The organism is Synechococcus sp. R55.4 (assembly GCF_047461935.1).
Classification (GTDB): Bacteria; Cyanobacteriota; Cyanobacteriia; order Thermostichales; family Thermostichaceae; genus Thermostichus.
Genome location: NZ_JANSIF010000023.1, coordinates 12,519 through 34,190, shown reverse-complemented (window position 1 = coordinate 34,190; position 21,672 = coordinate 12,519). Strand labels below are relative to the sequence as shown.

Sequence of the window (21,672 nt, the reverse complement as noted above, 5' to 3'; positions counted from 1 at the left end):
GAAAGCGGAGGTTAAGAGTGGCTACACAAACATTGGTGATGGATGCAGTGGAGCAGTTGGGCCTGCGGGTCACGCTGGGAGATATTGCATCCAGCACGGGCTTGGCTCTACACGAGGCCAAACAAGAGCTGCTGAATTTGGCCCAAAAGGCGGAGGGGCATCTCCAGGTTTCCCGGCAGGGGGAGATTACCTACGTTTTTCCACCGGATTTTCGCAGCATTCTCAAGCGCAAGGAGCAGCAGGATCGGCTAGCAGCCCTGCGTCGCCGGTTGTGGGGGGGCTTCCTCTATGGGTTGCGCATCTCCTTTGGCATTCTGCTGGTGGTGTCAATTGTCTTGATCGTCCTGGCGTTGATTGCCTTGCAGATGGCCAGTAGCCGCGAGCAGGACAATCGCAGCCGATCGCGGGGGATAGGGTTTTATTACTTCCCCAACCTTTGGATCGGCAACCCCTTCTGGGATCCTTACCCCTACTATGGGAGCTACTCCGGTCGGACGCGCCCCCGCCAGCCGCAAAAATCCGAGCTGAACTTCCTGGAAGCGGTGTACAGCTTCCTCTTTGGGGACGGGGATCCCAATGCCAACCTGGAGGAGGAGCGCTATGCCCTCATTGGCCAACTGATTCGTGCCAATGGGGGGGTGATCGCAGCGGAACAGGTGTTGCCCTACCTGGATGTGGAGCCGGGATCCCCGGCCTTGGAATACGAAGATTACATGCTGCCCATTTTGCTCAAGTTCGACGGCCAGCCGGAGGTCAGCGAGGATGGGGACATTGTCTACCGCTTCCCAGAGCTGCAGGTGGCCGCCTCAGAGCGCAAGCCCAAGGGGATCCCTGAGGTGTTGCAGGAGAAACCTTGGGTGTTCAGCCGGGCCACGCCTGGTCAACTGACCCTGGCAGGAGGCTTGGGAGTTCTCAATTTCTTTCTGGCCGCCATTCTCTATGGGGCACGGGAGGAGGTGGCAGCGGCAGCCGGCAGCAATGCTTTTTTGGCCTTCATCTACCCGTTGATCGGCTTCCTCTTCCTCTACGGCACGCTGTTTTTGGCGGTGCCCGCCGTTCGCTGGCTAGCCTTGCAAATCCGTAACCAGGGAGTGGAGCGTCGCAATCGTGTCCGGCAGCTTTGGCGAGAGCATCTGCAGCATCCCACAGAGGCGCTGCTGCGCAAACTCAACTTTGCCCGCCGCTTCCGCCGTCAAGAAGTTGTGCAAGAGTCGGACACCATTTACTCAACCGACCGGGATTTGATCGAGCAGCGGGACTACCGTCTGGACGAGCCGGCATTCCGCCAACTTTTGGAATCCGAAGCGCAGCAGGAGTACCCGGAAACCGAACAAGTGCGCAAGCCGCGTCCCCTCTAGAGAGGTCATGGCCGTTGGGCAAACTCCCGGTCTGCCGTTTGAGCTGAGACCCATTCGAGTTTCTTGCCCAGCCGGAGAATCCGGCGCTTGGGTTTGCTTGGACTTTTTTCTCCCCCGGAGAACTCACAGCAACCACTCCGAGACCCGCTCCCCCACCTTCTGCAAATCCAGAGGAATGGCCACCGCCTTGCCCATACGAGGTCTCTGACGGGTGGACTCGATCTCCCGGCGCACCGATTCCCACACCCCCCAAGCCTGCAAATGGGCCAGCACTCTCTCCAAGTGGGCCAGATACTCCGCCTCGCTCAAGGGAAAGGAGGGCTGCTCCAGGTAGCGCCACATCACCAGCAGCACCACCTTCTGCTGGATACGGCGCAACTGTACGTCGTAGGAACAGCCCCACTTCTCGCGCAACAAAGCTTGAAAGTCGGATCCCTTCATCAGACTTGTCTGAGGCTGGCTTGGATCTGGCTCCAATCGCGCTGGGTGGGCCGCTCACCTTGGGAAGGAAGGCCACGGCCTCTTACAGCGTTGCATTTCTTAACGATATTGGCCAGAGGGGTCGGTTAGGATGATGTCGCTTGTCAACGAACGTTAAAACTTCTCAGGTCTGCATTTGCCATTATGACGGAAGCGGTTAGCAACTTTGAAGCGCCCCCCATGAGCCGGCGGGTTCTTCTCAATGCCCTGCTCAGCGGCTCTGTGGGAGTCGTGGTGGTGGGCGCCCTCTACCCGGTGGTGAAGTACTTTATTCCGCCCTCTGCCGGTGGAGGGGGTGAGGGCCTCATAGCTCAGGACGCCCTCGGCAAGCCCATCAGCGTCAGTGAACTGTTGGCCACCCATGCCGCTACGGATCGGGTGCTGGCCCAAGGTTTGAAGGGGGATCCCACCTACATCGTGATCGACAACGGGGCGGTGGCCAACTATGGCCTCAACGCGGTTTGTACCCACCTCGGTTGCGTGGTGCCCTGGAATGTGGGGGAAAACTTGTTTAAGTGCCCTTGCCACGGATCCCAGTATGCGGCCAATGGCAAGGTGATCCGGGGACCGGCTCCCCGCTCGCTGGAGCTGGTGAGCGCCACTGTGGATGGCGACAACGTCCGCTTCAGCCCTTGGCAAGGCCCCGATTTCCGGGAAACCTAAAGGGCAAGGGATCCCGCTGGCTGTGCCGGCTTTTGCCGAACGATTTGGGGCAAGTCGTCGAGATGGCTATTTCAAGACTGTGTCCTAAAGCTGTGATTGAAATCCATTCTGAGCTGAGAGTTATGAAGCGAATTGGCTTGGTCTTCTGCGCGCTGCTGCTGCTGGGGATGGGGGCACGTCCGGCGGCAGCCTACCCCTACTATGCCCAGATGGCCTACGACAACCCCCGCGAGGCGACTGGAAAAATTGTCTGTGCCAACTGCCACCTGAACGCCATGCCCACTCGCGCCGAGGTGCCCCAGGCCGTCACCCCCGGCCAGGTGTTCACCATCAAAGTTGGGATCCCCTATGACCTGAGCAAACAGCAGGTGCTGTCAGACGGCAGCAAGGGTGGGTTGAACGTGGGTGCGGTGGTGGTCTTGCCGGAGGGCTTCCGTTTAGCCACCGAAGCCGAGATGACCGAGGAACAACGGCAAGAAACTGCCGAGACCTACATCACCCCCTACAGCGACGCGAAGCCCAACATCCTCCTGGTCGGGCCTTTGCCGGGCGAGCAGCATCAAGAAATCGTCTTTCCAGTGGTGGCCCCTGACCCGAAAGAGGATCCCTCGGTGGCCTTCATGAAGTATCGCGTTTACATTGGGGCCAACCGGGGTCGCGGTCAGCTCAACCCCGACGGCAGCCTCAGCAACAACAACGTCTTCCGCGCCCCAGCCACGGGGCGTCTGGTCAACATTGCCACCCTCGACTCCGATATCAGCGATCTACCGGCTGAATTGGCCAGCCTGGTGCCCCCGGAATATGAGCTGCCAGGCACGCGGGTTCTCAGCTTCGAGAGCGAAAGTGGGATCCACAACCTGGTGGTGCCACCTGGGCCGGAGCTGGTGGTTGCCGTTGGCGACAGCGTCAAAGAAGGGGATCCCGTCACCAACAATCCCAATGTGGGCGGCTTTGGCCAGGTGGAGCGGGATCTGGTGCTGCAAAGCCCGGAGCGGGTGAAATGGCTGGTGGCTTTCCTGGCAGCCGTTACGATTGCCCAGCTCTTATTGGTGCTCAAGAAAAAGCAGGTGGAGCTCATTCAAGCCGCCGAAATCCTTGGCTAGCTCAAGCTCTTTCCTGGCCTGCACCTCGGAGGTATCCGAGGTGTTTTTTGTTCGGTAGGGTTCTAAGGTAGCCTCAGCTCTCCTCTGATCACCTGCACAGCCTGCCCGGCAATCTCCACGCGAGAGCCGAGATCGCGACACCAGAGCTCCCCGCCGCGGCTGGATAGCTGGTGGGCCTGTAACTCAGAGCGACCCAGGCGTTTGGCCCAATAGGGCATCAAAAGACACTGGGCGGATCCCGTCACTGGATCTTCCGGGATCCCCAGCCGAGGGGCAAAAACGCGGCAGACAAAATCCGGCCCATTCCCCAGAGCCGCCCCAGAGGCTGTGACGATCAACCCCGGAACGGGGAGTGCTTGAACCTGGGCCAGATCCGGTTGCACCTGCTGCACCTGTCCCGCCGAAGCCAGCACCGCCACCCCCATACCCCCGCGGTACAGCTCCACAGGTGGGATCCCCAAAGCCGCTGCCACCTGCTCCTTGGCTTCTGGCCAAGGTTCCGGAGTTTGAGCAGGAAAATCCATGGCCAGGCGATCCCCTTGCCGCCGCACCTGCAACAGGCCACTGCGGGTGGAAAAGGCTACCCTCTCCGCCTCAGGATGCACCTCGGTGAACAGCACATGGGCACCAGCCAAGGTGGCGTGGCCACAGAGATCCACCTCCGTCGTCGGCGTAAACCAGCGCAGCCCATAGTGGGGAACCTCGCCCTGGGATCCCTGAGGCAGTAAAAAAGCCGTCTCCGATACATTGTTCTCTGCGGCAATGGCTTGCATCAGCGCCTCTGGCAACTCCTGGGGCAGCAGACACACCGCTGCCGGATTGCCGCCGAAAGGCACCGCCGTAAATGCATCCACCTGAAAAAACGGGATCCGCACGTTCTCAACCCAGCCCAACTCAGGCCATGATCCCACACCGGCACCAAAAGTAGGGGGATCCGCACCCCGACCGCACCTGCCAAAAGCGGGATCCCGCTGACAAAGGCTATTGTCAGGCCAGAAAGTTGGCTGATAAACTAGCACTCGTAAGTCGAGAGTGCTAAGTCGCTTCCCCTCGGGAAGCGGAATTAATGGAAATTCGTTAGGATCACGGAGGACATTCGTCATGGCTGCAGTGGCTCTTAACGTCTCTACCCTGAAGCCGCTGGGCGACCGCGTGCTGGTCAAAATCGCTCAGCAGGACGAGAAAACCGCAGGTGGGATCTTCTTGCCGGACACTGCCAAGGAAAAGCCCCAGGTGGGGGAAGTGGTTGCTGTTGGCCCTGGCAAGCGCAACGACGAGGGCAAGCTGATCCCGATGGAACTGAAAGCCGGCGACAAAGTGCTCTACTCCAAGTATGCCGGAACCGAAGTCAAGCTGGGCAGCGATGAATATGTGCTGTTGGCCGAGCGGGACATTCTCGCCATTGTTCAGTAATGGTCAGTGATTCAGCAGCAGTTCAACGAACGATTGAATCCTTGAGACTCTGTTTCACCCTTACCTGCATTTGCATCGGAGAGGTTGACTATGGCCAAATCAATCATCTTCAGTGAAGAAGCCCGCCGCGCTCTAGAGCACGGCATGGATATTTTGGCAGAAGCCGTAGCCGTTACCCTGGGTCCCAAAGGGCGCAACGTCGTGCTGGAGAAGAAGTTTGGCGCCCCCCAAATCATCAACGACGGGGTAACCATTGCCAAAGAAATCGAGCTGGAAGACCACATTGAGAACACAGGCGTTTCCTTGATCCGGCAGGCGGCTTCCAAGACCAATGACACGGCTGGGGATGGCACCACCACGGCCACGGTCTTGGCTCACGCCATGGTGAAAGAAGGTCTGAAAAACGTGGCTGCCGGCGCCAACCCGATTGCCCTAAAGCGGGGGATCGACAAGGCGGTGAAGTTTTTGGTAGACAAAATCGCCGAACATGCCCGCCCGGTCGAAGATTCCAAAGCCATTGCCCAGGTGGCGGCCATTTCCGCCGGTAACGATGAAGAAGTGGGCCGTATGATTGCCGAGGCCATGGACAAGGTGGGCCGCGAAGGGGTGATCTCCCTGGAAGAAGGCAAGTCCATGACCACCGAGCTGGAAGTGACGGAAGGGATGCGCTTCGACAAGGGCTACATCTCCCCTTACTTCGTCACCGATACCGAGCGGATGGAAGCGGTTCTGGAAAACCCCTACATCCTCATCACCGATAAGAAGATCACCCTGGTGCAAGACCTGGTACCGGTTCTGGAGCAGGTGGCCCGCGCCGGTCGTCCTCTGCTGATCATCGCCGAAGACATCGAGAAAGAAGCGCTGGCTACCCTGGTGGTGAACAAGCTGCGGGGTGTGCTGAGCGTGGTAGCGGTAAAAGCCCCTGGCTTCGGGGATCGCCGCAAGGCTATGTTGGAAGACATTGCCATCCTGACCGGTGGTGAGGTAATCAGCGAAGAGCGCGGCCTGAAGCTGGAGAACGCTCGCCTCGATTCCTTCGGCACTGCCCGTCGCGTCACGGTAACCAAAGACAATACCACCATCGTGGCGGAAGGCAACGAAGCGGCCGTGAAAGCTCGTTGCGAGCAAATTCGCCGTCAAATTGAGGAAACCGACTCCACCTACGACAAAGAAAAACTGCAAGAGCGCCTGGCCAAGCTCTCCGGCGGTGTGGCAGTGATCAAAGTGGGCGCGGCCACTGAAACCGAGATGAAAGACCGCAAGTTGCGCCTGGAAGATGCCATCAACGCCACCAAAGCGGCGGTAGAAGAAGGGATCGTTCCCGGCGGCGGTACCACCTTGGCACACCTGATCCCGGTGGTAACCGAGTGGGCGCAAGCCAACCTGTCCGGCGATGAACTGGTGGGGGCCAACCTGGTCGCCCGCGCTCTGGGCGCTCCGCTGCGCCGCATTGCTGAGAACGCCGGCCAAAACGGCTCCATTGTGCTGGAGCGGGTGAAAGACAAGCCCTTCAACACCGGCTACGATGCCCAGAACGACGCCTTCGTGGATATGTTCGAAGCGGGCATTGTAGACCCGGCCAAGGTTACCCGTTCCGCCCTGCAAAACGCCGCTTCCATTGCGGGGATGGTGCTGACCACCGAAGCAATCGTGGTGGACAAGCCCGAGCCCAAAACCAACACGCCGGCAAGCAGCGGCAGCGGCATGAGTGACTACGACTACTAATCCGTTGACCGCCACAGCGAGGTGGATCCCTGAGGCTCACCGAAGAGCCCATGGGCACTTCGCTTCCTGGCCAGGCATCTTGGATGAATCTTTCGGGATCCCCTGGTGGGATCCCTTTTCTTGTGGATTTTCATCAAGACGCAGGCAATCCGGCGGGATCATTCCCAACGACCGTGAGACAGCAGCGAAACTGTTTGTGATGCTGATCCCTAACCCCTTTTCTCAGAGGGAGAGGGGCTGGGGGTGAGGGCGCCGGAGCCATGCAATCGGGAACTGCCTCAAACTGGTTTTTTGATAACGACTCTGATTCTGTCCAACTTGAAGAGAAGGGGAAGGCGGTGTGGCTCAGTTGATTTGCATTGGCCTGGATCTGGCTTGGTCGCCCCGCAACCCTTCCGGTCTGGCCACGCTGCGAGTCCAGCTCGGGGATCCCGGCAGGCAGAACTTGACAGGCCATCTGGTCGATAGCCGCATTCTCCAAACGGATGAGGAGATCCTGGACTATATTCAAGCTCAGGCGGGCGAAGATCCCTGCTTGGTGGCGGTGGATGCCCCCATGCGCGTCCCCAACCTCAGCGGACAGCGACGGGCCGAGGCCGAACTGAACCGGGTGTTTCGCGCCTATGCAGCCGGGGCCCACCCAGCCAACCGCCGGCTTCTAGAAAAAAACGGCCAGGTGAGAGGGGAAGCCTTGGTGCAAGCCCTAGCCAGTTATGGCTTTCGGGAGCAGGCCAGCATCGAGCGAGGAAAACTTACCCGCCAAGTGACCGAGGTCTTCCCCCACAGCGCCTTGGTCAGCCTCTTTGGCCTCAGCCGCACCCTAAAATACAAGGCCCGCCCTCGACGCACCTGGCCGGAACGGCAACAAGCTTGGCAACTTTACCAGCATCATCTGCGCTCTCTGGCTGCCGCTGACCCGGCTCTCCAGGATCACGAAGAGCTGCTCCAAGTGAAGGTGGGATCCCTCAAGGGCCGTCGACTCAAAAACTACGAAGATCAGGTGGATGCGTTGATGTGTGCCTACATCGCCCTCTACGGGTTCCGTTGGGGATCCGAGCGCTGCCGCAGTTTCGGCAACCTGCAAGAAGGGCACATTTTCACGCCCTTGCCCCCTCGAACCTCTGAGGCTGATTGAGACCCGCTCCGGGATCGCAGGTGGAAATCCCAACCAGAAGAACAAAACTCTCGCTAGCCTTGGATCCCTCCTTGGCGGCATGATAAAAACAAGGGATCCGCAGAACAGGGGAAAAATGGACGTGCAACTGGGCCGCAATCGGCAGGCAAGACGCGCTTACGGGCTGGATGAAATCGCGCTGGCCCCAGGCAGACGAACGCTGGATCCCAGCCTGGTGGACACCCACTTCACTCTGGGAGGGATCCAAAGGCCAATTCCCATCATCGCCAGCGCCATGGATGGCGTGGTGGATGTGCGAATGGCCATTTTGCTCTCGGAGCTGGGAGCTTTCGGGGTGTTGAACCTGGATGGCATCCAAACCCGCTACGCCGATCCCGATGAGGTGTTGGATCAGATTGCGTCGGTGGGCAAAGACGAGTTTGTGCCCCTAATGCAGCGCCTCTACAGCGAGCCGGTGAAGCCAGAGCTAATCCAAGAACGCATCCGCCAGATCAAAGCTGCTGGCGCCATTGCCGCCGCTAGCTGCGTGCCCGCCCACGCCGCCCAATACGGCCCCCTGGTGGCGGAAGCCGGGGGGGATCTGTTTTTCGTCCAGGCCACGGTGGTTTCGGTGCACCACAAGGTTCCCGAAGGCATGGAACTGCTGGATCTGGCCCGATTTTGCCGGTCGATGCCCATTCCTGTTGTGGTGGGCAACTGCGTTACCTACGATGTTGCCTTGGAGCTGATGCAGGCCGGAGCTGCCGGTGTCTTGGTGGGGATCGGCCCTGGCGCTGCCTGTACCTCCCGCGGCGTGTTGGGGGTGGGGGTACCACAGGCTACAGCGATTGCCGACTGTGCCGCTGCACGGGAGCAGTTTTTGGCGGAAACCGGCACCTATGTCCCTGTGATTGCCGATGGGGGATTGGTGACCGGTGGCGACATTTGCAAGGCCATCGCTTGTGGAGCCGATGCAGTGATGATCGGATCCCCCTTGGCCCGCGCCTATGAGGCCCCCGGTCGCGGCTTTCACTGGGGCATGGCCACCCCCAGCCCCGTTTTGCCCCGCGGCACCCGCATCCGCGTGGGATCCACCGGCACCCTGGAAGAGATCTTGTGCGGCCCCGCCCGCCTCGATGACGGCACCCACAACCTCTGGGGCGCCCTGCGCACCAGCATGGCCACCCTGGGCGCCGCCAACCTCAAAGAAATGCACCAGGTGGAGATCTGCATTGCCCCCTCCCTTTTGACCGAGGGAAAGGTCTACCAAAAGGCGCAGAGCCTGGGCATGGGGAAATAGCCTCCCGGCAATGCTAGACTCGGTGAGCTGGGATCCCTCGGGGGCGGTTAGCTCAGCGGTAGAGCGCCTGCCTTACAAGCAGGATGTCACTGGTTCGAGTCCGGTACCGCCCATTTCCACCAGAGTTTGTGGCTTAGGAGCTCTGTCTTGGTTTGGGATACACCCGCTAGCCAGAGCCGGATCCCTGAGGTAGAGTAGAGGATATCGAGCCTCGATCATCTACCGCAGTTGGGTCTCGCATTGAGTCTTGCCCAGAAAGTGTGTAAAGTGGTAGACGATGTGGACTTCGGCTGTATCATGTCTTCCCAGAGTCCGCGATTGCCAGGCTCGTTGTTGAGGTAGGCAGTTTGTCGCTTCTATGAGGACATCCCTACAGCCAAAAAGGTGTGAGGAAAAGAACAAGGAGAGAAACATGCCCGCGAAACACGCGAACTACTGGAAAACGCTGCTGGCCGGCACCCTGGGCGCAGCGGCGGTCTTGACCCCTGGAGTGGCTTATGCCCAAGCTACCGGGCCGGTCACCTCCATCTCTGAGCTTTCGGATGTGCAGCCCACCGACTGGGCCTTCCAAGCCCTGCAATCCTTGGTGGAGCGCTACGGTTGTATTGCCGGCTACCCTGACCGCACCTTCCGCGGCAACCGGGCTATGACTCGCTTTGAGTTTGCCGCCGGTATGAACGCTTGCTTGGATCGCATCAATGAGTTGATTGCAGCCGGTTTGGCCGACAAAGTCTCCAAGGAAGACTTGGCCACTCTGCAGCGCTTGCAAGAGGAATTTGCTGCTGAGCTGGCAGCCCTGCGCGGGCGGGTGGATGCCCTGGAAGCCGATGTTACTGACTTGAAAGGGAAGGTCTTCAACCCGGTTACCAAGTTGAATGCCCAAGTCATCGCCGCTGTTGTAGGCAGCGCTCTCACGGAAGACAGAGTTGTTGATGGGGAGGTAGTAGCAGAGCAAAACCAAGCCAACATGACTCTTCCCTATCGGGTACGCTTGAACTTCGATGCTTCTTTTGTGGGTCGCGATCGCCTGCGCATTCGTCTCCAAGCTCGCAACGCTGTGACTGAGTTCTTTGATGGGGATCCCGGCCTTGAGTTTGGCGGTGGTGGCGGTGGCACTTTCACCCTGGCCAAGCTGATCTACCAATTCCCAGCTTTCAACCGAGCAGCCACCATCTACACGGGTATCGTTGGCTCAGGTGTGTTCGATGTATTCAACTACAGCACACCCTTCGAAGCTCTCTCCGACTTCGCCGACGCTCCCAACTCCACGGCGGACGTGCCAGGTGGAGCTCTGTTTGGCTTCCGCTACCGACTCTCCGATCAACTGCGCTTGGCCTACAGCTACAGCACCAGGAACGCTCAAGCCTTGGGCAAGGGCTTCGGCGACAGCGGTATAACCGGTAGCGACAGTGCCCACGCGGTGGAGCTGGGCTTCCTGCCGAATGAAAATCTAGAGATTTACCTGCAGTTTGCCAGTACCTATCTGCAGACGGCAAACGATGGCCCTGAGTTCTTGGCCAACGGTACAGCTCTTTTCCGTGGCCCTCTGAGAGTAACCAATGTGTCCACCTCTGCACAGGTGAACGCCTTTTCTGTGGCTGCCAACTGGGAGATTACCCCCCGCGTCATCGTATCTGGCTGGTTTACTGCTGGCAATGTGGATTACAACTTGCCCAACGTGGTACCGGCTGGCACTGTGGATCCGGGTGAGGAAAACTTTAATGGTTTCCTCTTTGGCTTTGTTTTCCCTGACCTCTTTGTGGAGGGTGCCAAAGGCGGGGTTGTATTTGGGCAGCCAATCGTGACCACAGACAATGACGGAGTGTGGGATACTCGCCCCTTCGTTGTGGACGTCTACTACAGCTTCCCGGTGAACGAGTACCTCACCCTTACCCCGGCAGCCTACTTTGTGAGCAACCCCAATGGCGGCAGACCCGGAGACAACGACCCAACCATTGGCGTGGGGGCTTTGCGAGCTGTGTTTACTTTCTAGTTCTTAAAATCCCTGCGCTGACATCCAAGTTGCTAAGTAGGGATCCACTGGGTTGGATCCCTATTTTCTTACATCAGCCCCTCTGGGGGGATGAAAGCCTGGGCTCGACGTCAAGCTTGGGACAAAGCTAGGGATTACAAAAGGCACACTGAGCGGGATCCGCCCAGGGCTCTGCCACAGGCTCGGTGTGGGTGTGGGAACAGCGAGCACAGCCATATACCCAAGCCTTGGCCACGGGGGTGGGGGCGCCACATTGACCGCAGGGCAGTCCAGAGACCGAGCGGATCTGCCAGTAGCCAGGAGTGCCGCAGGCCGGGCACAGGCTTTGGGCTTTGGCGATTAGGTTTTGGGTGGCGGCTGCGATAACCTGGAGCCGGGTTGGGTTGTACAGGGCCCGCATGTCGGTTTCCAGATGCAGGCCACCCTGCCGAGCCAGCAGCTCCCCCACCACCTGCTTCAGGGTCTCTTCATCTTGGATTCCTTTGTGGATAACCTGGGGCTTTTCTGGCTGGTCGAGGGCGATCAGGGCGTGCTGGGGAAAACCCGCCCTTTGGGCAAAGTCCAGCGCTTCTGCCCAGCTCTGCACCCAGCGATGGCTGAAATTGGTTTGGGTGCTCTCTGCATAGCCGACCAGCTCCAAGGGCTCCGCGCCGGGTTCAAAAACCCTGAGCATGACCCACTCCTGATTCCAAGGGATCCAAGGGATCTGGGGGTGGGGGCCAAAGGATCCCTCGCTGGCCAAAACCAAGGGGGCAGGGTAAGCTTGGCGGGCTCTCTCGATCTTTAGACGTAGGGTGTGGATGGGATCCCCTGGCCGAGGCCGCTCCCGCGAGAAGGTGCCCAGTTGGTCGGTGTCCAGAGGTATCACTTGCACCTGGATCCCCAGATGCTCGGCCAAGAGAGGGGCAATCACCTCCTCTTTGCGATGCAGGGTTGCCAAGTAGGCAATCCGACCCTTCCAGTCCATAGAGGTGCTGCAAAAAGCCTACAGCTTTTGTCCTCGGGCCAGTCGAGATGGCTCAAACTAGGGGGCTGGGTTTTGCCGCCAAGCCCAAGTGGGCGACGGCCTCGGCCAAAGCGGCCTCTCGGCTTTCCACAAACCGCTCCGCCGGCAGGGGCAAACGTAGGCTTTCCAAGCGCTGCCGGATGCGGCCTCTGGCGCCGACAATCCACACCTGTTTGCCGCGATCTAGGGCCTCGCGAATGGCATTTTCCAGGGAGAGGGTCGCCGAAACCCCCAGCATTGGCACATCCGATAGGTCCACCACCAAAGCCTGGCAGGAGGCTACCGCCTGATATTGGCGGGAAATGGCCTGGGAAACCCCGAAGATCATCGGGCCGCTCAAGTAAAACAACAGCACCTGGCCGCGGCCCTGGCGCAGCAATTCCTTTTCCCGCGGGGTGAGATCTACGGCATCGTCCGCATCGGTAATGGCTTTCACCTCTTCCGCTTGCAGCTCGCTCAGACGCTGAATGGTGAGCAAATTGGCCACAAATACCCCTACCCCCACGGCGGCGATGAGATCCACGAACACCGTCATGAACATCACCCCGTACATAATGGCTGCCCCTTTGAGGGAGAGGCGGTGGGCCCGCTTCAGGAAGCTCCAGTCGAGGATATCCACCCCCACCTTAAAGGCGATCCCTGCCAGCACCGCCATTGGGATCCCTTGCGTGAGGGGAGCGGCAAACAGCACCACCATCAACAGAATGAGGGCGCGGGTGACGCCCGCCAGAGGGGTACGTCCCCCCGACTGGATATTCACCACCGTGCCCATGGTTGCCCCTGCTCCCGGCAGCCCTCCCATGAAGCCGGACACCAAGTTAGCGATCCCCTGCCCGATCAGCTCTTGGTCGGAGTCGTGGCGGGTGCGGGTGAGGTTATCAGCAATGACTGCCGTTAAGAGGGTGTCGATGCAGCCCAGCATCCCCAGCACCACCCCATCCAGCACCAAGTTGGCCAGGGAAGCAAAGGGCAACTGCGGCCACTGCAACTGCGGCAAACCGGTGGGGATAGGGCCAATGCGCCGCAAATCCCAATCGGCCATGAACAAGCTGGCCACCAGCGTTCCCAACACCAAAGCCACCAACTGCGGCGGCACCACCCGTCGCCAGGGCTTGGGATAGCCAAAAAGGATGGCAAGCGTCAGCAGCCCCAGCCCCAGCTCTGGCATCTTGAGGTTGAGCAGGTAGGTCGGCAGGTTCTGCACCGCCCCAATCACTCCCCCCTGGCTGGCGTGGCCCAGCAGCGGCGGGATCTGCAGCAAAATCATGATCCAGCCGATCCCGGACATAAAGCCGGAAATAACGCTGTAGGGCATGAGGGTGATGTATTTACCCAGTTTCAGGGATCCAAACAGGATCTGAAATAAGCCCCCCAGCATCACCACGGTGAAGGCCGGCCCCAGCCCCTGCTCCGGGTAACGAGCTGTAACATTAGCAACCACCGCCGTCATCATCACAGTCATCGGCCCGGTGGGTTCGGAGATGAGCGTGGGCGTACCCCCAAACAGAGCCGCAAAAAAGCCCACGCATACTGCTCCGTACAAGCCCGCCACCGGCCCTGCCCCCGAAGCCACCCCAAAGGCCAAGGCCATCGGCAAGGAAACAATCGCCGTCGTCAACCCGCCGAAGAGATCCCCGCGCCAGTTGTCTAGGCTCAGACGTCGGTGCCAATCCAGAAATCTCTTGCCGCCGGACTGTTGTTCTTTCGCTTGGCTCAGCATGCCCCAAAGCCCTCCACGCTATGGGCAGCCTATCATTGAACGTTACTATAGAGATCATGCTAGAGAATAGATTTTCTTCTATAGTTTCCCTCAAGGATTCCCCTCCAAGCGAGGGCATGGGGCTTGAGCCGGTAGAGTTGTGTGAAAGTGAGAGTAGTCCACATAGCGATGCCCATTGCTGTCCAGGTGGAGAATATCGGCAAATCGGTGGTTCCAGAGAATCTCATCGGCCAAGTAGGAGTGGCGAGCATGGATGGTTTGGGAAAAGGTGTCGTCGATGCCGGTCAAGGTAATGATCAGCTCCGCTTGGCCCACCTGTAAATCTCGATCCATGAGGCTGTAGAGAGGGCCGCCGATGAACCACCGAGCCTCTCCTACTGGAAGTCAGCCAGCCTTCACAAAGGGCGAATGGTAGACTGGGAATACAAAAGCTTTCTGCTCAATTCAATCACCTTCAGTCTGCCACGGCCAAGGTTGGCTTCTCGATAAACTTCCATGAACCCACTGCGCCAAGGCCGACTGGGATCCCTCAACGATAACCCAACCCCATGAGCGACAACGAATCGACGGCGCGCATCATCTCCACCGACCTGCAGCGGGAGATGTCGCAGTCCTACCTGGAATACGCCATGAGCGTGATCGTCGGGAGGGCTTTGCCAGATGCGCGGGATGGCCTGAAGCCGGTGCACCGCCGCATTCTTTACGCCATGCACGAGTTGGGCCTGACGGCGGATCGCCCCTTCCGCAAGTGTGCCCGCGTGGTGGGGGATGTGATCGGGAAATACCATCCCCATGGGGATCAGGCCGTCTATGATGCGCTGGTGCGCATGGCTCAAGATTTCTCCATGCGGGAGCGGCTGGTGGATGGGCACGGCAACTTCGGCTCTGTAGACAACGACCCGCCGGCGGCCATGCGCTACACCGAGTGTCGGCTGACCGCCTTTGCCCAAGAAGCCCTGCTCCAAGATATTGACGCCAACACTGTCGATTTTGTGGGCAACTACGACGGATCCCAGCAAGAGCCGCTGGTGCTGCCGGCGCGGATCCCGCAATTGCTCTTAAACGGCTCTTCCGGCATTGCCGTGGGCATGGCCACCAACATCCCGCCCCACAACTTGGGCGAATTGGTGGACGGCCTGATCGCCCTCATCCACAACCCCAACCTGACCAGCCTGGAGTTGATGCAGTGGATCCCGGCTCCTGACTTTCCCACCGGGGCGCTGATCATGGGCCAAGAGGGTATCCGCGAAGCCTACACCACCGGGCGCGGCTCCATCACCCTGCGCGGAGTGGCCAGGGTGGAGACGATCGAGCAGCGGGGTCGACCGGTTCGGGATGCCATCATCATCACCGAGCTGCCCTACCAAACCAACAAGGCAGCCATGATCGAGAAGATCGCCGAGCTGGTCAACGAGAAAAAACTGGAAGGCATTGCCGACATCCGTGACGAGAGCGACCGCAGCGGCATGCGGGTGGTGATCGAGCTGAAGCGGGATGCCCAAGCCCAGGTGGTGCTCAACAACCTCTACAAGCAAACCCCCCTGCAGGCCAACTTTGGGGTTAACATGCTGGCCATCCTCAACGGCGAGCCGCGCACCCTGACCCTGCGGGATGCTCTACAGGCTTTTCTGGACTTCCGAGAGGGGGTCATTGAGCGGCGCACCCGCTACGAGCTGCAAAAAGCCGAGGAGCGGGATCACCTACTGCAGGGCTATCTCTTGGCTTTGGGGCAGTTGGATCGGGTGATTGCCCTCATCCGGGGAGCCGCCGATACCACCACAGCCCGAGAGGAATTGCAGGCGGTGTTGGGCCTGAGCGAAGCCCAAGCCGACGGGATCCTGCAAATGCAACTGCGCCGCCTGACTGCTCTGGAAGCGGAAAAAATTCAGGCCGAGCACGAAGACTTGGTGAGGCAAATTGCCGACCTGCGGGATATTCTGGCCCGCCGAGAACGGGTGATGCAGATCATCAGCGAGGAGCTGCAGCAGCTCAAAGCCCGCTTTGCCAGCCCGCGCCGCTCCCGCCTCTGTTTGGAGGATGGGGAGCTGGGAACGGACGATCTGATCGAAAACCGGGAGACGGTTATCTTTCTAACCGAGCAGGGCTATATCAAGCGCATGGGCCTTGAGGAGTTCCAGGTGCAGGGGCGAGCCACCCGCGGCAAAGCCGGCGCCCGCATCAAAGAAGACGATGCCATCGAACAGTTTTTTGCCTGTCGCAGCCACGACACCATCCTCTTTTTCACCAATCGGGGCGTAGTCTACACCCTGCCCGCCCACCAGATCCCCCAGGGGAGCCGTACCGCCCGTGGCAGTGCCATCGTTCAGTTGCTGCCGATCACCCGGGAAGAGCGGGTTACGTCCATGGTGCCGGTGAGCCAGTTCAGCGACGACGAATATCTGGTGATGCTCACCCGCGGCGGCTACATCAAAAAAACGGCCCTCAGCGCCTTTGCCAATGTGCGCTCCAACGGCCTGATCGCCATCTCTCTGGAAGAAAACGACGAACTGCGCTGGGTACGCCGCGCCCGCTCCAGCGACGATGTGGTGATGGCAACCCGCCAAGGCATGTCCATTCGCTTCCGGGCGGATGACGAGCAACTGCGCCCTCTGGGACGGGCCACCCGGGGCGTGCGGGCCATGACCCTCAACTCCGGCGATGACATCGTCAGTATGGATATTATCTCTGCCGAGTCGGTGATGGCTGCCGAACAAGAGGGGGAGAGGCTGACCAACCCTTGGGTGCTGGTGATCACCAAAGAAGGGCGGGGCAAGCGCTCGGCCATCGACCATTTCCGCCAGCAAAACCGAGGTGGCAAGGGGGTGATCGCCACCAAGTTCCGGCAGGACTCCGATGAACTGGCGGCCTTGCGCATCGTTAATGCCGAGGACGAGATCCTGTTGGTGACCGCGAGAGGCATTGTTATGCGCCAGTTGGCCAAGGCCATTCCCACCCAATCCCGCGAGGCGACAGGAGTACTGGTGCAACGCCTGGATCCCGAAGACAGCATCGTGGGGGTAACGGTGGTACCCGCCTCTTTTGTCGGGGATCCCGCCGCAGCCGAGGAAGAGCCCCCGGATGAACCCTCGGAAGAAAGCTGTTGATCTGAGGCCCCAGCTTCAGTCTCTGATATAGGGGATCCCAGGTACGGCATTTGCCGCCGCAGAAGGGTGGGATCCCGTACCGGAGAGGGTGAGGATGGGGTGTTACCTTTGGGATAGCCCAAATTGCGGGAACGGCGAAGGTCTGTGGGATCAGGCCGAGCGCCCTAGTTTGGGCTACACCTGCTGTGTTTGTGGAGCTGGGTTACTCCATGTCGAGCCCGTTGAATTTCATCCCTGGTTTTGAGGCAGTGCAAACTCCGAGCCCCGACAACCGGCTCTGGCAATACTTGCAGTCTCAGGATCCCAGTGTCTTTCAGGATATTGCCCGCAACTCTTCCCCGGAAGTGCTGGAGATCTTGGGCCACAACATCCGCAGCTTGGTGGGGAGCTTGCCCTCCGATCAATTCGGGGTTCAGATCATTACCAACCGCGAGAGCCTGGCGAAAATGCTCTCCGGCGCGATGATGGGCGGCTATTTCCTGCGGGTCATGGAGCAGCGCCTAGCCCTGGAGCAATCTTTGGGCAGTGCCTCCCAGCCTGCCAGCGCGGATCAGCCTTCGCCAGCAGAGGAGGAGGGCTAGGCTTGCAATCCACCTTTTAGCGCCGCCGAGGAGGTTCCATGCTGGATGCGGGTTTCCAGGCAAAGGGATCCCAGTTCAGCAGCCCACCGCGGCGGATTTTGGTTTGCCCGGATAGTTTTAAGGGATCCCTAACAGCCACGGCGGCGGCAGAGAGCATGGCCCGCGGGATCCAACAGGTGCTGCCGGAAGTCGAGGTGGAGCCGCTCCCCTTGGCGGATGGGGGAGAGGGCACCCTAGAGGCACTGCTGCCGACGCTGGGGGGAGAGAAGAAGGGCCTATGGGTCACCGGCCCGTTGGGGGATCCCGTGTGGGCGGAATATGGGGTGGCGGGAGAGCTGGCCCTGTTGGAGCTGGCCCAGGTGGCCGGCCTGACCTTGGTGCCACCGGAGCGGCGGGATCCCAGCCGCACCACCACCTACGGCCTGGGGGAGCTGCTGCGGGCTGTTTGCCGCGATCCCATCGCTGAGATCTGGATAGGTCTGGGGGGATCCGCCACCGTGGATGGAGGGGCGGGCATGGCGCAGGCCTTAGGCTATCGCCTGTTGGATGGAGCTGGGGATCCCATCGGCTGGGGTGGGGCGGAGCTGGCCCGGCTGGCGCGCATCGAGCCCCCCGAACAGCCTGGTTGGCAGGGGAAACGGGTCCGCGGCCTCTGCGATGTGCAAAACCCCCTCACTGGTCCGTTGGGAGCCGCCGCCGTCTTTGCCCCCCAGAAGGGCGCCACCCCTTCCCAGGTGCAGCAGTTGGAGCAGGCGCTGCAGCAGTGGGCTCAAGTGGTGGAGCGAGATTTGGGCCAGGCCGTGGCCGGGATCCCAGGGGCCGGAGCCGCAGGGGGAGCGGGAGCAGGGTTGGTGGCTTTTTTGGGGGCCACTCTGGAGTCCGGGATCCGCTTGCTGGCCCAGCAATTGGCCCTGCCGGAGCGCATCCGCCGCTGCCATCTGGTCGTCACCGGAGAGGGCTGCCTCGACGAACAAAGCACGATGGGAAAGGTGGTGGGGGCGGTGCTGGAGCAGGCTATCCAAGCCCAAAAACCCCTGCTCATCCTCTGTGGCCAGGTGACTCCGGCAGCGCGCGCTGGGTTGGCAGCCCAGCCTCTTCCCCTTCGGGTTGGCGCCCTGTGCGACCGGATCCCCGATGTGGCAGAAGCCCAACGGCAGGCCGGCCATCACCTGGAGCAGATGACGGCCCAGGAGCTGAGAGATTTTCTGGAGCAGGATGCGGGGATTGGCCGGTTATAATGGCTTAAATCATCGTGTTTCGTAGGACATCATGGCCAGTATCGAGTTCTCCCCCGGCATCCAAGAGGTGCCCACCCAGGTGCGAGTGCTGAAATCCAAGACCGGCAACCGGGGATCCGCGATTTTCCGCTTCGAGGATCTAAAATCCGATACGCAAAACATCCTCGGCATGCGGATGATCGATGAGGAAGGGGAGCTGACCACCCGCAACATCAGGGCCAAGTTCCTGAACGGGGAATTCAAAGCCCTGGAAGTGACCTACGACATGGAAACCGAGGCAGAGTGGGATCGCTTCCTGCGCTTTATGGAACGCTTTTCAGCGGCCAACCAGATGGGCATGGCCTAGTTGCCGCCCTTCCCGCCTCAGCTTTTGGATTTTTTGCTGCCTTTGCCGGACTTGCTCTTGGCTTTGGGCTGGGCAGGAGCGGATTCCTTGGGCTTTTCCAACGGGGGGCGCTGTTTGTGCCAGTCGGTGCTTTGCTCATAGGCATAGGCCACCCGCAGCACCTTGCTCTCCTGTAGGGCATTGCCCACAATTTGCAGGCCAATGGGCAGCCCATCGGCAAACCCGCAGGGCAGGCTCAGCCCCGGCAAACCCGCCAGGTTCACCGGGATCGTCATCAGGTCGCAGAGGTACATGCTGAGGGGATCCTCCCGCTCGCCGAGCTTGAAGGCTGGGGTGGGGGTGGTGGGGCTGACCAGCACATCCACCTTCTCGAAAGCCTTGAGGAAGTCCTGCTTGATGAGGGTGCGCACCTTCTGAGCCTTGAGGTAGTAGGCGTCGTAGTACCCCGAGGAGAGGGCATAGGTGCCGATCATGATGCGCCGCTTGACTTCTGGCCCAAAGCCGTGGGCGCGGGTCTTGCCATACATGGCCAGCAGCGAGTCGGCAGGTTCCCGCAGGCCGTATTTCACCCCGTCGTAGCGGGCCAAATTGGCAGAGGCTTCCGAAGGGGCAATGATGTAATAGGTGGCAAGGCCGTAGCGAAAACTGGGGCAGTCGATCTCCAGGATCTCGGCCCCCAGTTCCTGCAGATGTTGAATGGCCGCTTGCACGGCAGCGCGGGTCTCCTCGCCGCATCCTTCCCCCAGCAAGTCGCGGATCACCCCGATTTTGAACCCCTTGATGTCCGGGATCAGAGCCTGGCTATAGTCCGGGATATCCACCTTCAGGCTGGTGGAGTCCATCGGGTCATGGCCGGCGATCCCCTGCAGCAGCAGGGCCACATCCTCCACCGTGCGCCCAAACGGCCCCACCTGATCCAAAGACGAAGCAAAGGCCACCAGCCCGTAGCGAGACACCAGCCCGTAGGTGGGCTTGAGGCCCACCACCCCACAAAAAGCTGCCGGTTGGCGGATGGATCCCCCCGTATCTGAGCCCAGGGCCACCACCGCTTGGTCGGCAGCCACCGCCGCCGCCGATCCCCCAGAGGATCCCCCTGGCACCCGCGTCAGATCCCAGGGATTGGCGGTGCGCTGAAAGGCGGAGTTTTCCGTGGAGCTGCCCATGGCAAACTCGTCTAGGTTGGTCTTGCCCACCGTCACCATGCCCGCAGCCGCCAGCCGCGCCGTCACTGTTGACTCGTAGGGGGGAATGAACCCCTCCAGCATCCGGGAAGCGCAGGTGGTGCGGATCCCTTGGGTACAGAGGTTGTCTTTGACAGCTAACGGGATCCCGGCCAAAGGGCCGATCGCCTCCCCGGCCCGAATGCGGGCGTCCACCGCCCTGGCCTGTTGCAGAGCCAGTTCCTCGGTCACAGTAATAAAGCTCTTGAGCTGCGGCTCCAGTTGGGTGAGACGCTCCAGGTATTCGCGGGCGATCTCCTCCGCCGAGCGCTCTTTGGCTACCAACTGGCTGTGTAGGGCGCGAATCACAGACATAGGCAAACTCGCAGGGAATGGCAAACGCCGATGAGGCCAGACCAAGTTCCCTCTAGACTAATCCAGATGGGATCCCTTCCCAACCCTAACTCCCTAAAGATCTCGTGGATCCCCCTCTCTTGCTAGGAGAGGATCTAGGGATGATCACATCAGCAGCGCCGAGCGCCTGGGCTGTTGGCAGTCAACGCCGTTCCAAAAAGTCGCGGCGCAGATCCCGAATCTCTTGCCGCATCTCCCGCATCTCTTGGGCCATCTCGTCAGTGCGCCGTTCCAAAGCTTCGGTGCGGCGCTCCACAGCTTCCGTGCGCCGTTCAATGGCTCGGGTGCGCTCGTCAAAGCGATCCAGCGCCTCCCGGAAAAACTGTGCCAGCATCGCCTGCCCTTCCCGCAGCTCTTGGATCAAAACCTGCTGGTTCTGCTGGGCAGCTTGCAACTCCTGGACGGCCCGAATCAGCCACTGCTCTTGCTCAGGTGTCATGGTTACCAAGGCGCTACAGAACAAGGAAATCCTACCACCCTAAATCTCCTCCTGGGAGAAGGATCCGGGGATGGTTACACTAGCAACGCAGAGCGCTTGAGCCCAAGTTACCGCCGTTCCAAAAAGTCGCGGCGCAGATCCCGAATCTCTTGCCGCATCTCCCGCATCTCTTGGGCCATCTCGTCAGTGCGCCGTTCCAGTGCTTCTGTGCGCCGTTCAATGGCTCGGGTGCGCTCGTCAAAGCGATCCAGTGCCTCGCGGAAAAACTGTGCCAGCATCGCCTGTCCCTCCCGCAGCTCTTGAATCAAAACCTGCTGGTTTTGCTGGACAAGGCGCAGCTCCTGCTGGGCAGCTTGCAATTCTTTTTGGGAGGCTTGCAGCTCTCTTTGGGAGGCTTGCAACTCCCTTTGGGAGGCTTGCAACTCTTGGATGGCTTGAATCAGCCACTGTTCTTGCTCGGGCGTCATGGTTACTGAAACACTACAGAATAAGGAAATCCTACCACCACTAACTCT

Annotated in this window: 20 protein-coding genes and 1 tRNA gene; 13 read left to right on the top strand and 8 right to left on the bottom strand. The window is 60.2% G+C overall.

Annotation, left to right across the window (positions count from 1 at the left end):
* Positions 1 to 17 precede the first annotated feature (17 nt).
* Positions 18 to 1,358 (top strand): hypothetical protein, encoded by a 1,341-nt coding sequence (locus NW842_RS07105; RefSeq protein WP_414417754.1) that lies wholly within the window; start codon positions 18 to 20, stop codon positions 1,356 to 1,358.
* A 123-nt stretch (positions 1,359 to 1,481) separates the two neighbouring features.
* On the opposite strand, the gene NW842_RS07100 is transcribed toward NW842_RS07105, so the two are convergent.
* Positions 1,482 to 1,799 (bottom strand): DUF3067 family protein, encoded by a 318-nt coding sequence (locus tag NW842_RS07100; protein WP_414375168.1) that lies wholly within the window; start codon positions 1,797 to 1,799, stop codon positions 1,482 to 1,484.
* A gap of 183 nt (positions 1,800 to 1,982) precedes the next feature.
* Between NW842_RS07100 and NW842_RS07095 the strand changes: the two genes are divergently transcribed.
* Positions 1,983 to 2,501: a cytochrome b6-f complex iron-sulfur subunit gene (locus NW842_RS07095; RefSeq protein ID WP_011433228.1), complete on the top strand. Its 519-nt coding sequence runs from the start codon at positions 1,983 to 1,985 to the stop codon at positions 2,499 to 2,501.
* 122 nt (positions 2,502 to 2,623) lie between these two features.
* Complete coding sequence (locus NW842_RS07090) at positions 2,624 to 3,604, top strand: apocytochrome f (RefSeq protein WP_414417753.1); 981 nt, start codon at positions 2,624 to 2,626, stop codon at positions 3,602 to 3,604.
* A gap of 62 nt (positions 3,605 to 3,666) precedes the next feature.
* On the opposite strand, the gene NW842_RS07085 is transcribed toward NW842_RS07090, so the two are convergent.
* Positions 3,667 to 4,497 carry a PhzF family phenazine biosynthesis protein gene (locus NW842_RS07085; protein ID WP_414356088.1) on the bottom strand — a complete coding sequence of 277 codons (831 nt, stop codon included), beginning with the start codon at positions 4,495 to 4,497 and terminating at the stop codon, positions 3,667 to 3,669.
* Positions 4,498 to 4,705: 208 nt separating this feature from the next.
* Between NW842_RS07085 and groES the strand changes: the two genes are divergently transcribed.
* The 6 genes from groES (at position 4,706) to NW842_RS07055 (ending at position 11,149) form a co-directional block, all read left to right on the top strand.
* The gene (groES, locus tag NW842_RS07080; protein ID WP_011433225.1) at positions 4,706 to 5,017 is read left to right on the top strand and encodes a co-chaperone GroES; all 312 of its coding nucleotides are present in this window, start codon (positions 4,706 to 4,708) and stop codon (positions 5,015 to 5,017) included.
* A 90-nt stretch (positions 5,018 to 5,107) separates the two neighbouring features.
* A complete protein-coding gene (groL, locus tag NW842_RS07075; protein WP_011433224.1) occupies positions 5,108 to 6,742 on the top strand; it encodes a chaperonin GroEL in 1,635 nt (544 codons plus the stop codon).
* Positions 6,743 to 7,082: 340 nt separating this feature from the next.
* A complete protein-coding gene (locus NW842_RS07070) occupies positions 7,083 to 7,877 on the top strand; it encodes a DUF429 domain-containing protein (RefSeq protein WP_414417752.1) in 795 nt (264 codons plus the stop codon).
* A gap of 115 nt (positions 7,878 to 7,992) precedes the next feature.
* The gene (locus NW842_RS07065) at positions 7,993 to 9,156 is read left to right on the top strand and encodes a GuaB3 family IMP dehydrogenase-related protein (RefSeq protein ID WP_414417751.1); all 1,164 of its coding nucleotides are present in this window, start codon (positions 7,993 to 7,995) and stop codon (positions 9,154 to 9,156) included.
* Positions 9,157 to 9,197: 41 nt separating this feature from the next.
* Positions 9,198 to 9,269: transfer RNA gene (locus NW842_RS07060), tRNA-Val, on the top strand.
* Between the two features lie 299 nt (positions 9,270 to 9,568).
* Positions 9,569 to 11,149, top strand: a complete 1,581-nt coding sequence (locus tag NW842_RS07055) for an iron uptake porin (protein ID WP_414417750.1) — start codon at positions 9,569 to 9,571, stop codon at positions 11,147 to 11,149.
* 127 nt (positions 11,150 to 11,276) lie between these two features.
* Here the strand turns inward: NW842_RS07055 and NW842_RS07050 are convergent, their stop codons facing one another.
* From NW842_RS07050 to NW842_RS07040, 3 genes are all read right to left on the bottom strand, one after another.
* Positions 11,277 to 12,116 (bottom strand): DUF6671 family protein, encoded by an 840-nt coding sequence (locus NW842_RS07050; protein ID WP_414417749.1) that lies wholly within the window; start codon positions 12,114 to 12,116, stop codon positions 11,277 to 11,279.
* 52 nt (positions 12,117 to 12,168) lie between these two features.
* Complete coding sequence (locus NW842_RS07045) at positions 12,169 to 13,875, bottom strand: SulP family inorganic anion transporter (RefSeq protein ID WP_414417748.1); 1,707 nt, start codon at positions 13,873 to 13,875, stop codon at positions 12,169 to 12,171.
* 90 nt (positions 13,876 to 13,965) lie between these two features.
* Positions 13,966 to 14,232: a hypothetical protein gene (locus NW842_RS07040; protein ID WP_255344550.1), complete on the bottom strand. Its 267-nt coding sequence runs from the start codon at positions 14,230 to 14,232 to the stop codon at positions 13,966 to 13,968.
* A 191-nt stretch (positions 14,233 to 14,423) separates the two neighbouring features.
* Here NW842_RS07040 and gyrA point away from each other — a divergent pair, with 191 nt between their 5' ends.
* The 4 genes from gyrA (at position 14,424) to psb28 (ending at position 19,144) form a co-directional block, all read left to right on the top strand.
* A complete protein-coding gene (gyrA, locus tag NW842_RS07035; protein ID WP_414375509.1) occupies positions 14,424 to 16,979 on the top strand; it encodes a DNA gyrase subunit A in 2,556 nt (851 codons plus the stop codon).
* A 209-nt stretch (positions 16,980 to 17,188) separates the two neighbouring features.
* Positions 17,189 to 17,560: a DUF760 domain-containing protein gene (locus NW842_RS07030; protein WP_414375510.1), complete on the top strand. Its 372-nt coding sequence runs from the start codon at positions 17,189 to 17,191 to the stop codon at positions 17,558 to 17,560.
* Positions 17,561 to 17,598: 38 nt separating this feature from the next.
* The gene (locus NW842_RS07025) at positions 17,599 to 18,798 is read left to right on the top strand and encodes a glycerate kinase (RefSeq protein ID WP_414375511.1); all 1,200 of its coding nucleotides are present in this window, start codon (positions 17,599 to 17,601) and stop codon (positions 18,796 to 18,798) included.
* A 31-nt stretch (positions 18,799 to 18,829) separates the two neighbouring features.
* Positions 18,830 to 19,144: a photosystem II reaction center protein Psb28 gene (gene psb28 / locus NW842_RS07020; protein ID WP_011433213.1), complete on the top strand. Its 315-nt coding sequence runs from the start codon at positions 18,830 to 18,832 to the stop codon at positions 19,142 to 19,144.
* Positions 19,145 to 19,161: 17 nt separating this feature from the next.
* Here the strand turns inward: psb28 and gatA are convergent, their stop codons facing one another.
* The 3 genes from gatA to NW842_RS07005 form a co-directional block, all read right to left on the bottom strand.
* Positions 19,162 to 20,679 carry an Asp-tRNA(Asn)/Glu-tRNA(Gln) amidotransferase subunit GatA gene (gatA, locus tag NW842_RS07015; RefSeq protein WP_414417747.1) on the bottom strand — a complete coding sequence of 506 codons (1,518 nt, stop codon included), beginning with the start codon at positions 20,677 to 20,679 and terminating at the stop codon, positions 19,162 to 19,164.
* A 181-nt stretch (positions 20,680 to 20,860) separates the two neighbouring features.
* Entirely contained in the window at positions 20,861 to 21,157 is a 297-nt protein-coding gene (locus NW842_RS07010; RefSeq protein WP_414342514.1) for a hypothetical protein, read from the bottom strand.
* A 107-nt stretch (positions 21,158 to 21,264) separates the two neighbouring features.
* Positions 21,265 to 21,624, bottom strand: coding sequence for a hypothetical protein (locus tag NW842_RS07005; RefSeq protein WP_414417746.1), 360 nt, complete (start codon positions 21,622 to 21,624; stop codon positions 21,265 to 21,267).
* Positions 21,625 to 21,672 lie beyond the last annotated feature (48 nt).